The sequence below is a fragment of the Roseomonas sp. SRI_022 genome, assembly GCF_057586215.1.
Genome location: NZ_JBYCZL010000043.1, coordinates 20859 through 34718 on the forward strand (window position 1 = coordinate 20859; position 13860 = coordinate 34718).

At 70.5% G+C, this 13860-nt stretch carries 11 protein-coding genes; 5 read left to right on the forward strand and 6 right to left on the reverse strand.

Features of this window, described 5'->3' with window-relative positions:
* Positions 1-55: 55 nt before the first annotated feature.
* From AC2YHJ_RS26360 to AC2YHJ_RS26370, 3 genes are all read right to left on the reverse strand, one after another.
* Complete coding sequence (locus tag AC2YHJ_RS26360) at positions 56-1078, reverse strand: amino acid ABC transporter substrate-binding protein (protein WP_487399167.1); 1023 nt, start codon at positions 1076-1078, stop codon at positions 56-58.
* 73 nt (positions 1079-1151) lie between these two features.
* Positions 1152-3050, reverse strand: coding sequence for a TRAP transporter permease (locus tag AC2YHJ_RS26365; protein ID WP_487399168.1), 1899 nt, complete (start codon positions 3048-3050; stop codon positions 1152-1154).
* Positions 3051-3086: 36 nt separating this feature from the next.
* Complete coding sequence (locus tag AC2YHJ_RS26370) at positions 3087-4091, reverse strand: TAXI family TRAP transporter solute-binding subunit (RefSeq protein WP_487399169.1); 1005 nt, start codon at positions 4089-4091, stop codon at positions 3087-3089.
* 200 nt (positions 4092-4291) lie between these two features.
* On the opposite strand from AC2YHJ_RS26370, the gene AC2YHJ_RS26375 reads away from it, so the two are divergent.
* Complete coding sequence (locus AC2YHJ_RS26375) at positions 4292-5869, forward strand: ABC transporter substrate-binding protein (protein ID WP_487399170.1); 1578 nt, start codon at positions 4292-4294, stop codon at positions 5867-5869.
* A gap of 41 nt (positions 5870-5910) precedes the next feature.
* Here the strand turns inward: AC2YHJ_RS26375 and AC2YHJ_RS26380 are convergent, their stop codons facing one another.
* Positions 5911-6378, reverse strand: coding sequence for a RidA family protein (locus AC2YHJ_RS26380; protein ID WP_487399171.1), 468 nt, complete (start codon positions 6376-6378; stop codon positions 5911-5913).
* A 98-nt stretch (positions 6379-6476) separates the two neighbouring features.
* Between AC2YHJ_RS26380 and AC2YHJ_RS26385 the strand changes: the two genes are divergently transcribed.
* The 3 genes from AC2YHJ_RS26385 to AC2YHJ_RS26395 all read left to right on the forward strand — a co-directional run bounded on the left by AC2YHJ_RS26385 (position 6477) and on the right by AC2YHJ_RS26395 (position 10028).
* On the forward strand, positions 6477-7064 hold the full coding sequence (locus AC2YHJ_RS26385; protein ID WP_487399172.1) for a LysE family translocator: 588 nt from the start codon (positions 6477-6479) through the stop codon (positions 7062-7064).
* A 72-nt stretch (positions 7065-7136) separates the two neighbouring features.
* Positions 7137-7772 (forward strand): dioxygenase family protein, encoded by a 636-nt coding sequence (locus AC2YHJ_RS26390; RefSeq protein WP_487399173.1) that lies wholly within the window; start codon positions 7137-7139, stop codon positions 7770-7772.
* A gap of 180 nt (positions 7773-7952) precedes the next feature.
* Entirely contained in the window at positions 7953-10028 is a 2076-nt protein-coding gene (locus AC2YHJ_RS26395; protein WP_487399174.1) for a DUF4139 domain-containing protein, read from the forward strand.
* A gap of 15 nt (positions 10029-10043) precedes the next feature.
* On the opposite strand, the gene AC2YHJ_RS26400 is transcribed toward AC2YHJ_RS26395, so the two are convergent.
* Together AC2YHJ_RS26400 and AC2YHJ_RS26405 are read right to left on the reverse strand one after the other, a co-directional pair.
* Entirely contained in the window at positions 10044-11018 is a 975-nt protein-coding gene (locus AC2YHJ_RS26400; protein ID WP_487399175.1) for a Bug family tripartite tricarboxylate transporter substrate binding protein, read from the reverse strand.
* 80 nt (positions 11019-11098) lie between these two features.
* Complete coding sequence (locus AC2YHJ_RS26405) at positions 11099-12082, reverse strand: Bug family tripartite tricarboxylate transporter substrate binding protein (RefSeq protein ID WP_487399176.1); 984 nt, start codon at positions 12080-12082, stop codon at positions 11099-11101.
* Between the two features lie 158 nt (positions 12083-12240).
* Between AC2YHJ_RS26405 and AC2YHJ_RS26410 the strand changes: the two genes are divergently transcribed.
* Positions 12241-13860: thiamine pyrophosphate-binding protein (locus AC2YHJ_RS26410; RefSeq protein ID WP_487399177.1), on the forward strand; the 1620-nt coding region annotated here is incomplete at its 3' end.

A 13860-nucleotide genomic window follows, 5' to 3' on the forward strand; every position in this document is an offset into this window, starting at 1 on the left:
GTATCCTCGCGCCCGGCCGGGCATCACGGCCCGGCCGGGGACTTGTTCAGCGATGTCAGCGGATCGGCATCGCGTACATCAGCCCGCCGCGCGTCCACAGGTCATTGACCCCGCGCGGCAGGCCGATCGGCGAGCCGGCGCCGAGGTTGCGATCGAAGATCTCGCCGTAGTTACCCACGGCCTTGATCGCGTTGTAGGCCCAGCGCCGATCGAGGCCCATCAGCGGCCCATGGTCCCCCGCATTGCCCAGCAGACGGCGGATCGAGGGATTCTGGCTGTTCAGCATCTCATCGACATTGGCCTGGGTGACGCCGAGTTCCTCCGCCTCGATCAGCGCGAAGATCGTCCAGCGCACGATGTCGAACCATTGGTCATCACCGTGCCGCACGGCCACCGCAAGCGGTTCCTTCGAGATGATGTCGGCAAGGATGATGTGCTCGGACGGATCGCGCAGCGCGGTGCGGATGCCCGCGAGTTGCGAGGCGTCCGTGGTGAAGGCATCGCAGCGGCCGGAATTGTAGGCGTTGCGCGTTTCCTCATTCTGGTCGAACACCAGGGGCTGGACGCGGATATTGTTGGCCCGCGCCCAGTCGGCGAGGTTCAACTCGTTCGTGGTGCCGGAGGTGACGCAGATGGTCGCGCCTTCCAGGTCCCGCGCCCGCTGCACATTGGCCGAGCGGCGCACCATGAAGCCCTGCCCGTCATAGAAATTCACGGCGGTGAAGTTCAGGCCGTTCGCCGTGTCGCGCGTCTGCGTCCAGGTCGTGGTGCGCGGCAGCACATCCACCTGGCCGGATTGCAGTGCCGGCAGCCGCGCCTGGGAGGACAGCACGATCCAGCGCGCCTTGGCCGCATCGCCAAGCACTGCGGCAGCGATCGCGCGACAAGTATCGGCATCGAGCCCACGATTGACGCCCTGGCTGTCCAGCACGTTGAAGCCGGGCGCACCCGGATGCGAACCGCAGATCAGCGCGTCGCGCGACCGGATGGTGGACAGGGTCGGCCCCGGGGTGGCCGTCTGCGCAAGGGCCGTGCCGCCGGCGAGCAGCAGCATGGCAAGGGTTGCCGGGAGACGCATGCAAGTTTCCTCCGTGTCGTTTTCTGCGTTGCCCAGAACTTAGGCACGGAAGCGCGGTGTCGGAAAGCGTCCCTCAGGCAGCGGCGGCGCGTCGCCCGGCCAGCAGTTGCACGACCGCCACGGCGATCAACAAGGTTCCCGCGATCGCAAGGCGCATCGTACCGGGCGCGATATGCCCGAAGGCCGCGAACAACCCGACGGCACCGAGCAGCAGGCGCAGCGGCACGCCCATCGGTCGCAGCAGGTACCCGGCATAGGATGCGGTGATCATCAGCAGCGCGATCACCTGGATCGATGTCGCCGTGACAATCTCGACCAGCCCGCCGCGCAGCATGATCCCGGGGTCGTAGATGAAGGCGAAGCCGACGGTGAAGCCGGCGATGCCGAAGCGCGACGCGTGCAGGCTGGCGATGGTCGGGCTGGCCTTGGCTATCGCCGCTGCCGCGAAAGCAGCGGCGGCGACCGGCGGCGTCGCATCGGCGATGACCGCGAAGTAGAAGATGAACAGATGCGCCTGCATCATGTCGATGCCGAGCGGCCGGCCGAGTTCCAGCACCTGCGGCACGCCGATCGCCGCGGCGATGATGTAGGACGGTGTCGTCGGGATGCCGAGGCCAAGCACCAGCACCGTCAGGCAGAGCAGCAGCAGCAGAATGCCGAGATTGCCGCCCGCCACCTCCTTGATGATGCCGCCGAAGGCGACGACCATGCCGGTCGCCGTCAGCACCGAGACGACGACGCCCGACGCCGCGATGGACACCGCGAGCGGCGCCATGGTCAGCCCGGCATTGGTCAGGCTCTCGACGATCGCGCGCCAGCCCATGCGCGTGCGCGCCCGCAGCATGGAGACCGCGACCATGGCGAGCGTCGAGCAGAAGGCGGCGTAGTTGCCGGACCAGCGCTCCATCATCAGATAGACGAGCACGCCGATCGGCAGGATCAGGTGGATATCCGCCAGCACCTCGCGCCAGGCGGGAATGTCCTTCAGCGCCATGGGCTCGAGGCCTGCGCGTTTCGCCTCGAAATGCACGGCGGCGAGGATCGCGAAGTAGTAGAGCACCGCGCCGATCGCCGCGGCGACGATGATGTCGCCATAGGGGATGTTGGTGATCTCAGCCATCACGAAGGCCGCCGCACCCATCACCGGCGGCATCAGCGCGCCACCGACCGAGGCCGCGCTTTCGATGCCCGCTGCGACCGCGGGCTTGTAGCCGATGCGCACCATCAGCGGGATGGTCATCGCGCCGGTGGTGATGACGTTCGACACCGACGAACCGCTCATCGTGCCGAACAGGCCGGAGGAGATCACCGCCACCTTGGCCGGCCCGCCCGTGAAACGCCCGGCGACGGCCGCGCCGAAATTGGAGAAGAGCCGGCCCGTCCCGCTGCCCTGCATAAAGGACCCGAACAGGATGAACACAGCGATGGTGGTCGCCACGATTCCGGTCAGCGGGCCGTAGACGCCGCCGGCGGTCGGCACGAGCCAGGCGGACTCCATGATCTCGGCCGTGCTGAAGACACGGGTGTTCAGCACGCCCGGCAAATGGTGGCCGACGAACATATAGAGCAGGCAGATCGCCACCATCCAGGCGAGACCCGGTTCCACCGCGCGGCGGATCGCCTCGAGCATCGTCACGATGCAGACGATGGCAAGCGCCATCATCGTCGGCGTGAAGGGATCGACATATTCCATGCGGTCGGAGACCGCGTCGGCGAAGATGAACACCCACAGATGCGGCGCCGCCGAGGCGATTGCCCAGGCCCAGTCGAGCACCGAGGGCCGGTTCGTCGGCGAGCGTGTCGGAAAAGCGGGGTAGAGCAGGAACAGCGGCGGCGTGAAGACCAGCAGGTGCAGGCTTCGCATGGTGATCGGCTCGGGGAAGCCGAAGCCGCCGAAATACAGATGCACGGCGGCCCAGAAGGCGAGCCATCCGAACACGCCGTGCCGTAGCCAGGCAGGAAGGTCGCGCACCGCGTTCCCCTCAGTGATTGTCGCGGTGCGCGGGCATCACGCCGCGGGCGGGTTCACGCCGGCGGCGCGGAAGGCCGCAGCGGCACCCGGATGGAACGGCACGCCGCGATAATCCACCGCCTTGGCCGGCGACCACCCGGCCATGGATGGGTGGATCTGCGCCATGCGCGCACCCTGGTTCTTGATCAGTGTCGCGGTGATCTTCTGCACGATCTCCGCCGGCACCGTTTCATGCACCACGATGATGCTGTCCATCATGGTCACCGGGATGGCGCCGTCGAGCAGCGCGGGATAGTCCGCCTTCTCCAGCGTGCCCTGGGCATAGGCATACTGGTCCGTCAGGTGCTTGCGGATGTCGTCGGGGAAGGCGGTCAGCCGGCCGCCGCGGCGGCCCTGCGCGATCTCCGTCATCAGCGCCGCCGGCTTGGCCAGCGCGACATAGACGTAGTCCACCTGCCCGTCATTGTAAGCCGCGCCGATGTCCGCGTAGGACCCGTTCAGGTAGCGCCCACCATCCGAACGGATCTTGTCCGGGCTGGTGCCGAGGAAGCGCAGGATGCGCTGCAGCGTCATCTCATCGGTCGAGGAACGCTGCGGCGCGCCGATCTTGAGGCCGCGCTGCGTCAGGATGGCACGCATGTCGTCCGGCCCCGCGCCGGTGTGGCGCAGCATCAGGTGCTCGGTCGGCGAATAGCCGGTGCCGAGGCAGCGGATCTTGTCGTGCTTCGCGGTGTACGGTTCCACGCCCTGCACGGCGGAGGCCGAGAAGGCATCGATGCCCCAGCCCATCTGCGACTGGCCGTTGTTGATGCGCGTGGGATTGGCCAGGCCACCGCCGGGCACGACGCGGATCTGGATGTCCGGGTTCTCCTCCCGGATCAGGGCGGACAGGCCGGCGGCCATGGTGTACCAGCCGCCGCCCACGGACCCGGCGACCCATTCGAGCGTGGTCTGTGCCGACGCGGTGCGGATGAAGGGCGCGGCGAGCGCCACGCCGAGGGTGCCGCGTGTGATCGCACGCCGCCCGATGAACAGGGTCATTCCCAGCCTCCTTAGCCTCTCACGACCACGGCATAAGAACAGGCTTGGCCCCCTGCCGCAACGCCACGCCAGCGCCAGCCCCGCGCCGGTCGGCAACGTTACCAGCAAGCCATGTGCCATGCGCGGACCACCGTATCGCCCGTGGCGAAGCGCGCGCCGGAATGCGAGGCTGCGTGCCTCATGCACGGGGGACCAGAGCGATGCATCGCAGAACGATCCTTGGTGCCGGCGCGGGCCTCGCGCTTGCCCGGCCCGGCTTCACCCAGGGCAGCGCGGCACATACCCTGCGCTTCATTCCGCAGGCGGACGTCACTGCCGTGGACCCGATGTCCACGACATCCTACGGCGTGCGCAACCACGGGCATATGTGCTGGGACACGCTGTACGGGCTTGATACGGACTTCGTGCCGCGGCCACAGCTCGCCGAAGGGCATGTCGTCGAACAGGACGGGCTGCGCTGGCTCTTCACCCTGCGCGAGGGCGTCCGCTTCCACGACGGCGAGCCGATCCGCGCGACCGATGCGGTCGCATCCATCCGCCGCTGGGCACGGCTCGACAGCCTCGGCCAGTCGCTGGCCGAACGCACCGAGGAGATGCGCCCCCTCGACGACCGCCGATTCGAGATCCGGCTGAAGACACCCTTCGGCGTGATGCTCGCCGCGCTCGGAAAGCCGTCCTCCTACCCCTGCTTCGTCTATCCGCAGCGCTTCGCCGACGTCGATCCGGCGCGCCCCTTCACCGAGGTGGTCGGGTCCGGGCCCTATCGCTTCGTCGCGGAGGAACGGCTGTCGGGCGCGCGCGCCGTCTATCGTCGCTTCGACGGATACCGCCCCGCCCCGGCCGCACCTTCCCTGCTCGGTGGCGCGAAGCTCGCGCATTTCGAACGTGTCGAGTTCCGCATCCTGCCCGATGTCGCCACCGCGGCTGCAGCGATCCAGTCCGGCGAGATCGACTGGTGGGAGCAGGTCGCCCCCGATCTGCGCCCGGTGATGCGCCGGCATCGGGACATCGTGTTGGAGCGCGTTGATTTCGGTGGGCTGATGGCGATGCTGCGCTTCAACCACCTGCATCCGCCCTTCGACAATCCGGCGATCCGCCGTGCGCTGCTGCACAGCGTGAACCAGGCGGATTTCATGACCTCGATCATGGGCAACGACCGCAGCCTGTGGTCCGACGGGATGGGCGTCTTCCCGCGCTCCTCCCCGCTCGCGAATGACGAGGGCATCACTGCGGTGACTGGCCCGCGCAGCACGGATGCGGCGCGCGCCGCACTCCAGGCGGCGGGCTATGCCGGGCAGAAGGTCACCGTGCTGCACCCGACCGATGTCGTGAACAACAACGCGTTGACCACGGTGCTGACGGATACGCTGAAGCGGTCCGGCCTCAACGCGGAAAGTGCGACCTCCGACTGGGGCACCGTGCTGCAGCGCCGCGCCAACCGCAACCCGCCGGACCAGGGCGGGTGGAACGCGCTGGTGGTGCTGTTCGGCGGCATCGACCTCGCCAATCCGGGCCAGCATCCGCTGTTACGGGCGAACGGGGCGCAGGCCTGGTTCGGCTGGCCCACCAGCCCGGCGCTGGAAGCCATGCGTGACGCCTGGTTCGCCGCCGGCCCGATCGAGATGCAGCAGCAGATCGCACGCAGCATCCAGGGCCAGTTCTGGCAGGACCTGCCCTTCATCCCACTCGGCCAGTACTTCATCGACAGCGCCTGGCGGCGGGATATCTCCGGAATTCAGAAGGGGATGGCGCTGCCGATCAATGTGCGGCGGGGTTGAACCAGTAAGGGCGGGGGAGAGAACTCCCCCGGCCTTTTCCATCAATCAAGAATCCGGAAGATCGCCTCGATCTCCACCGGGATACGGCCGGGCAGTGAGGCGAAGCCCACCGCCGAACGCGCATGCCGACCATTCTCGCCCAGCACCGCGACGAACAGGTCGGAGCAGCCGTTGATCACCTTGGGATGATCCTCGAAATCGGCATCGGCATTCACCATGCCGAGCACCTTGATCGCCTTCAGCCTGGACAGCCCGCCCGCGCCTTCCGCCGCGGCGGCCAGAAGGCCGAGCCCGACCAGACGCGCGCTGGCATAGGCGTCCTCGACGCTCATCTCGCTCGGCACCTTGCCGCGCGGGCGCGGCCCCTCCGTCACGCGCGGCCCCTGCCCCGAGGTCCACAGCAGATTGCCCTCCACGCGATAGGGTACATAGGTCCCGATCGGCTTCGGCACCGACGGCAGGGTCAGGCCAAGCGCGGCCAGGCGTTGCTCGGGGGTCTCGTTCGACATAGCGTCCTCTCCTTCGACGACCTCGCCATGCCACACGCGCATGGGCGCCCCGGCAAGAGCGCGCATGTAGGTCAGCAACACTGACATACCATCGGACCATGGAAACGATCCTGCCGCTGCTCGCCTTCGCCATCGCCTGTTCCGTCACGCCGGGGCCGAACGTGCTGATGGTCGCGGCGGCGGCGGCGAATCACGGCGTGCGGGCGACGATGCCGCAGATGCTCGGCATCACGCTCGGCTTCGCGGCGATGCTGATGATCGTGGGCCTGGGCCTCGCGGCACCCTTCGCCACCTGGCCGCTGCTGCACAGCATCCTGAAATGGGGCGGCGGCGCCTGGCTGCTGGTCCTCGCATGGAAGATCGCCCGCGCCGGCGCGCCGGGCGAAGGGCCCTCGCGCCCGCCGCTCGGCTTCATCGGCGCTGCGCTGTTCCAATGGGTGAACCCCAAGGCCTGGATGATCGCGCTCGCCGCCATCCCCGCCTTCACCACGCCGGCCGGCGACACGCTGGCCGAGACACTGCGTATCGCCGCCGTCTTCGCCGTGGTCTGCCTGCCCTGCACCTTGGTCTGGGCCGGCCTCGGCGCCGGCGCGTCCAACCTGTTGCGCACGCCCGCGGCGCTGCGCGCCTTCAACGTCACCATGGCCGTGCTGATGGTCGGCTCGCTGGCGCCCGCCTTCCTCTGACGGTTGCGCTTCGCAACACCGGGCGGCGCGCCTCCGTGGCATGATCCGGCGTCGCATTGCCAAAGGTGCCGCATGCCGATCGCGACCCTCGCACGCCGTCGCCTGGCGCTCGCCGCCGGCGGGCTGGTGCTGCCGCTGCCGGCCCTCGCACAGACGCGCGGCGCGACCCCGGCGCAGACGCGCGGCCCCTTCTACCCGGTCACATTCCCACCCGACACCGATGCCGACCTGGTGAGCGTGCGCGGCGCCGCGGCCGAAGCGATGGGCACCGTCGCGCATCTGCGCGGCCGCATCACCAACACGGCGGGCGAGCCCATCGCCGGCGCGCTGGTCGAAATCTGGCAATGCGACGCGAGCGGTCGCTACAACCACCCGCGCGCGCCGGAGACGCGACTCTTCGATGCGAATTTCCAGGGCTATGGCCGCGTCGTTGCCGATGCGCGCGGCGCCTATGCCTTCCGCACCCTGCGCCCCGTATCCTATCCCGGTCGCACCCCGCACATCCATGTGCAGGTGACGCAGCCGGGCGGCGCGGTGCTGGTCACGCAGCTCTACATCGCGGGGGAACCGCTCAATGCGCGCGACGGCGTGCTCAACCGCATCCGCGATGCGCGCGCACGCGAAAGCGTGATCATTCCCTTCGTCCCCGCCGACCGCATCGAGCAGCGTGCACTGCTGGCCGAGACCGACATCGTCCTCCCGCGCTGATTGAACCAAACTCCGATGGAGTTTGGGTTTGCCTTGTCCGAGGCGCAGCCGCCGCGCCAACCCTGCGCGCCGTCGGCGTCGGGGTTTGCCGACCTGAAACACTTCACGCGCCGTGCGCGGCGTGCTGGACCGGCCGCGCGCGGCTTCCTACCCTCCGCCGCCCCGCGGAGAGGAAAAGCCATGCGCCGCCTGACCCTTGCCTTCCTGCTCACCGCCTCGACGGCGCTCGCGACTGAACTGCCGGTGCGCAGTGTCACCCTTTCCTCCGCCGGCCTCGCCCAGGTCGAGCGCGCGGGCGAGGTCCCGGCGGATGGCAACGTCACCTTCCGCGCCCGCACCGATGATGTGGACGACCTGCTGCGCAGCCTGATCGTGGTGGACACCGCCGGCGCCGTCGAAGGCCTGCGCCTGCCGGCGCGCGACCTGACCGGGGAAGCCTTCCGTGGCCTGCCGCTCCGCCCCGAGGATTTCGACAGCCGCGCCCAGCTGCTCGCCGCCCTGCGCGGCCAGGACGCCGAGGCCGGCGGCGCGCGCGGCCGCATCGCCGACGCCGCAGAGGTCGCGTCGGTCGCCGGCGCGGCGGGCGGCCTGCGCCTGACGTTGATCACCGAACGCGGCCTGGTCACCGTGCTGCTGCGCGAGGGCGACGAGGTGAAGCTGCTCGACGAGGCCCTCGCCGGCCGCGTCGCGCGTGCGGCGGAAGCCCTCGCCGCTGCCCGCAGCGCCGATGAGCGGCGGATCGACATCCGCCTGCGCGCCGACCGCGCGCGTCAGGTCGCGGTGCTCTATGTCGCCGGCGCGCCGTTGTGGAAGCCGTCCTACCGGCTGCTGGTGCCGCCGATGGGTACGCCGCCGGCGGCTGCCGGTACGCCCGGCCCCCAGGCCCGGCTGCAGGGCTGGGCGGTGGTGGAGAACGCCTCGGGCAGCGACTGGGACCGCATCCGCCTCGCGCTGGTTTCCGGTGAGGCCGCGGCGTTCCGCCAGCGCATCTACGACCCGATCAACGTCGCCCGTCCGGAGCTGCCGGTGCGCATCGCCGGCGCGGTGCAGGTGCGCCCGGATACCGGCGGGCGCCCCATCCCGATGCCCACCCCGCCACCCGCACCCGCCGCGGCGATGGGCGGTCGCGCCTTCGAGGCAGCCGCGCCGCAGATGGCACGCCGCGCCGGCGCCCCGGATGCGCCGGTCGGCGCCAGCATCGCCGATACGGCCGGCGCTTCCGCGGCGGCAAGCGCCGAATCCTCCGCCGGGCGCGTCGCCTTCGTCCTCGCCGAACCGGTAACGATCCGCAGCGGGGAGACGGCGAACGTCCCCTTCCTCGATGTCCGGCTGCCGGCCGAACGCGTCTGGTGGATCCAGGACCTCAACGCCCGCAGCCCGTTGCAGGCCGTGCGCATCCGCAACGCGTCGCAGCACACGCTGCCGGACGGTCTCGCGACGGTGTATGGCGCGGAAGGGCCGGAAGCCGGCGTCTTCCTCGGCGATGCGGAAATCCGCGCCATGCCGGCCGGCGATGGCCGCATCCTCGCCTTCGGGCGCGACCGCGACGTGCAGGTGGCGCAGACCTCGACGACCACCGAACGCGTCGCGCGCATCGCCTTGCGCCGCGGCTTCGTCGGCATCGAAATGCTGCGGATGGAGGAAACCGCCATCGCCATCGACCCGCGCGGCGCGCGCGGCACGGTGGTGGTGGACATGCCGCAGCGCTCGGGCGCGACGCCGCGCTTCCCCATCGTGTCGCAAGGCGATTTCGGCCTGCGCTACGAGGCGACGCTGGACGGCAGCACGCAGACGCTGCGCCTGCCCTTCGAACGTGCAATCCGCCAGGACATGCCCCTGTGGGACAACGGCCTCGGCGAACCGATCCTGCTGCGCTGGCAGCAATTCGACATTGAGCAGAACCTGCGCCGCCTGCCCGGCGGCCCCGGCACGATGGAGCGTCTGCAGGACGTGCTGACCCGCACCCCGCCGGACGTTCCCGGCCGCGCCGACCTCGTCGCGGTGGTCGAGGCGATGGGCGAACTGCGCCGCCTGCTCGACGACGCACGGATGAAGCAGCGCGCCTATCGCAGCGCCGATCAGGCCCTGCAGCGTGCCCGCCAGGCCGCCGAGGACCGCACCGGCCCCGAGCAGCAGGAAGCCCGCCGTCGCCTGAACACGGCGAGCCGCGAGGCCGACCAGGCCGGTACCGCCGCCGACCAGGCCTGGGAGGGCTGGCAGCGCGCCGTGATCGCCCTGCTCCAGCGCGGTAGCTGACCGCGCCGGGCGCGATTACTCCGGTTGGACACCCGCAGCGCGCAGGATCGCCGCGCTGCGGACCATGTCCTCCCGCACGAAGGTCATGACGGCCTCGGGCGTCGCGTATTCCGGCTGCAATTCGACGCCGAGTTCGCCGAGGCGCGGGGCAAGCCGCTGCGCCGCCGCGTTGAAGGCCGCATTCAGCGTCGCGATGGCCGCAGGCGGCGTGCGCGCAGGCGCGAAGGTGGCGAACCAGGCGGCAATCGACCACGCAGGCAGCCCCGCCTCCGTCGCCGAAGGCGTGTCCGGCAGGATCGCCGCGCGCGTCGGCCCGGCCACCGCGATGGCACGCACGCTGCCCCCGCGGATGTGGCTGACGGCGGAGGCGATCGGGTCGATCGCCATATGCGCGTCGCCGGAGATCACCGCCGCCATGGCCGGCCCGCCGCCGCGATACTGCACCATCTGCATCTCGATCCCCGGCAACGCGGCCCGGAACACCTCGGACGCCAAGTGGTTGCCGCTGCCGATCCCGGCAGAGGCGAAGTTGATCCGCCCCGAATTGGCCCGCAGCCACGCGATCAGCGAGGCCATGTCGGTCACCGGCAGCCGGTTGTTCACCACCAGCACTTGCGGCACGCGGCCATTGTGCGCGACGGCCGCGAAATCCGCGATCGGGTCGAAGGGCATGCGCGCGACGAGGCTGGGTGCCACGACATGCGCATTGGAATGCAGCAGCAGCGTGTGCCCGTCCGGGGCGGATTTCGCGACGGATTCCGTGCCGATCAGCCCGGCCGCACCACCGGCGCGGTTCTCAATCACCACGGGCTGGCCAAGTTGCGCGCCGAGCGTGTCGGACAGCACGCGGGCAACGACATCGGTCGATCCACCGGGCGCGAAGGGCACGACGATGCGCACCGGCCGGTCGGGGCGCCAGGCGGCCTGGGCGCGGGCGATCGCAGGCGCGAACAAGCCCGCCAGCAGCAGCGGGCGCCGGGTGATGGACATCGGATGTTGCCTCCCAGGTTTTCTTATCGGCCGTTCCTGCGGCATCGCGCCCGGCCGCGCAAGCCGCCGGGCGCCGCGGTCTATTCGGGCTGCACGCCAGCCGCGCGCAGGATCGCCGTGTACTGCTGCACGCCGGCCTGGACCAGCGCCATGACCTGCTCCGGCGTCTCGTAGCCGGCGCGGGGCCTCACACCGGCCAACTCGTTGAGCTTGTCGGCATTCTGCCGGATCGCACCCTGGAAGGCGGCACCAAGGGCGGCGACCGCGGCCGGCGGCGTGCCGGCCGGGGCGAGGATGGGGAAGAACTCCTCGAAGATGAAGTTGGGCAGGCCGGCTTCGGGCGCACTCGGCACGTCCGGCAGGGCTGGGCTGCGCTCGGCGGAGGCCACCGCCAGCGCGCGGATGCCGCCACCGCGCACCTGGCCGAGCGAGGAGGCCATGGTCGGCGTGCCGAACTGCGCCTCGCCGCTGACCAGCGCGGCAACGGCCGGCCCGCCGCCGCGGTAATGGACCATCTCCGCCTGGACGTTGCTGGTGCTGCGGAACAGCTCGCCGGCCACATGCACGCCGCTGCCGATGCCGGCCGAGGCGAAGTTGTAGCGGCCGGGATTGGCGCGCAGCAGGGCCACGAGCTCGGCGGCGGTGCGCGCCGGCAGGTTGTTGTTGACCACCAGCACATGCGGCGAGAAGCCGGCCACCGCGATGCCGGTGAAGTCGCGTACCGTGTCATAGGGCACCCGTGCGACAATCGCGGGCACGGAGGATTGGGCGCTGTTGATCAGCACCGTGTGGCCATCCGCCGGGGCGCGCGCCGCGGCCTCGGTGCCGATGACGCTGCCGGCGCCGGCGCGATTTTCCACCACCACCGCCTGGCCGAGCGCGACGCCGACCGATTCCGCGAGGATGCGACCGACGATGTCGTTCGACCCGCTCGGCGCGAAGGGGACGATCAGCCGGATCGGACGCGTCGGGCGCCAGGCCGGTGCTGCGCCCTGCGCCCGCGCCAGTGACGGCGACAAGGCTGCGGCAAGGGCCATGGCAAGAGTTTCGCGGCGGTGCGGCATGGTGATTTCTTCCCTGAATGATGGCTTCGACCCGGCTTGGGGCCACGCTTCTTGCCGGGAACCATACCGCGATCACCACGCGACGCCATGGCCGCCATGGATCGATTGCCCGCCCCGCGCTATCGGATAGGCGGACCGAGCGAGGAAACGCCCCCACGATGCCGACTGCCGCCGAGCGCCTGATCGACTTCCTCGCCGCGCAGGGCATCGACCGCGCCTTCTGCGTGCCGGGCGAATCCTACATCGCGCTGCTCGATGCGCTGCATGCCCATCCGGGGGTCGACCTGGTCACCTGCCGCAGCGAGGGCGGCGCCGGCTTCATGGCTGTGGCCGATGCGAAGATGACCGGCCGGCCCGGCGTGGTGCTGGTCTCCCGGGGCCCCGGCGCCTGCAACGCCTCGATCGCCGTGCACACGGCCGAACAGGATGCGGTGCCGCTGATCCTGCTGGTCGGCCAGGTCGAGAAGCGCGACCTGCGCCGCAACGCCTTCCAGGAGATCGACTACGGAAGGATGTTCGGCGGCATCGCCAAATGGGTCGGCGAGGCGACCGAACCGGGCCAGGTCCCGGAACTGATCGCCCGCGCCTATGCCATGGCCATGCAGGGCGTGCCCGGGCCGGTCGTCCTGTCGCTGCCCGAGGATGTGCTGGCGGAGCCCTGCTATGCGGCCGACCTGCCGGCGACGCTGCCCGCGCCCGCCATTCCCGCCCCGGTCGAGGTCGCTCGCCTCGCCGCCATGCTGCGCAAGGCCCAGCGCCCGATCCTGCTGGCCGGCCACGCCTTCGACCGGCCCGGCGGGCGGGAGGCGCTGCGCGCCTTCGCCGAGGCCTGGAAGCTGCCGGTCAGCGTTTCCTTCCGGCGGCAGGACCTGTTTCCGAACGACCACGCGCTCTATGCGGGCGATCTCGGCCTGCGCAACCCGGATGCGCAGCGCACCGCCTTCGCGGAATCCGACCTGGTACTCGCGCTCGGCACACGGCTGACGGATATCACCACCCAGGGTTGGACCTGGCCCGCCGAGGGGCAGCGCCTGGTCCATGTCTGCGCCGAACCGCGCTTCCTCGGCTGGCTGTTCCCCGCCGAGATGGCGCTGGCCGCCGACGCGCTGGCGCTGATCACGGCACTCGGCGCCGAGACTGCCGGCGCGCCCGCCTCACGCGATGCCTGGGCGGCTCGGCTGCGCGCCATCCACCTCGCCGATACCGGGGTGCGCCCCGGCAACCACAATGACGGCGTCGCCTTTGCCGAGGTCGCGCGGCTGGTGGGCGAGGTCGCGACGCCGGACGCCATCATCACGCTCGATGCCGGCACCTTCGGCGCGCCTTTCTACCGCAAGGTGCCCTGGGTGCCGCCGCAGCGGCTGCTCGCGCCCGTCTCGGGCGCGATGGGCTTCGGCGTACCGGCGGGTGTGGCCGCCGCGCTGCGCTTCCCGAAGCGCCAGGTCATCGCGGCGGTCGGCGATGGCGGCGCTCTGATGACCGCCGGCGAATTCGCGGTGGCGGTGGCGCGCGGCGTGCCGCTGAAGCTGCTGCTGTCGGATAACGGGTCCTATGCCTCGATCCGCATCCATCAGGAGCGCGCGCATCCCGGGCGCGTGTCGGGCACCAGCCTGGTGAATCCGGACTTCGTCGCCTGGTGCGCGTCCTTCGGCGTGAAGGTGACGCGGGTGGACAGCAATGCCGACTTCCCGGCCCTGGCCGCGGCCCTCGCCGCACCGGGGCCGGGGGCGATCGTGGTGCGCACCTCGCTGTCCGCGGTGCTGCCCGCGACGGCGCGC

Excerpts from the sequence above, each read along its gene's own strand:
- AC2YHJ_RS26380 (WP_487399171.1), bottom strand. The coding sequence starts at position 6,378 with ATGTCGAACGAGACCCCCGAGCAACGCCTGGCCGCGCTTGGCCTGACC.
- AC2YHJ_RS26400 (WP_487399175.1), bottom strand. The coding sequence starts at position 11,018 with ATGTCCATCACCCGGCGCCCGCTGCTGCTGGCGGGCTTGTTCGCGCCT.
- AC2YHJ_RS26390 (WP_487399173.1), top strand. The coding sequence starts at position 7,137 with ATGCCGATCGCGACCCTCGCACGCCGTCGCCTGGCGCTCGCCGCCGGC.
- AC2YHJ_RS26395 (WP_487399174.1), top strand. The coding sequence starts at position 7,953 with ATGCGCCGCCTGACCCTTGCCTTCCTGCTCACCGCCTCGACGGCGCTC.
- AC2YHJ_RS26370 (WP_487399169.1), bottom strand. The coding sequence starts at position 4,091 with ATGACCCTGTTCATCGGGCGGCGTGCGATCACACGCGGCACCCTCGGC.
- AC2YHJ_RS26375 (WP_487399170.1), top strand. The coding sequence starts at position 4,292 with ATGCATCGCAGAACGATCCTTGGTGCCGGCGCGGGCCTCGCGCTTGCC.
- AC2YHJ_RS26385 (WP_487399172.1), top strand. The coding sequence starts at position 6,477 with ATGGAAACGATCCTGCCGCTGCTCGCCTTCGCCATCGCCTGTTCCGTC.
- AC2YHJ_RS26360 (WP_487399167.1), bottom strand. The coding sequence starts at position 1,078 with ATGCGTCTCCCGGCAACCCTTGCCATGCTGCTGCTCGCCGGCGGCACG.
- AC2YHJ_RS26405 (WP_487399176.1), bottom strand. The coding sequence starts at position 12,082 with ATGCCGCACCGCCGCGAAACTCTTGCCATGGCCCTTGCCGCAGCCTTG.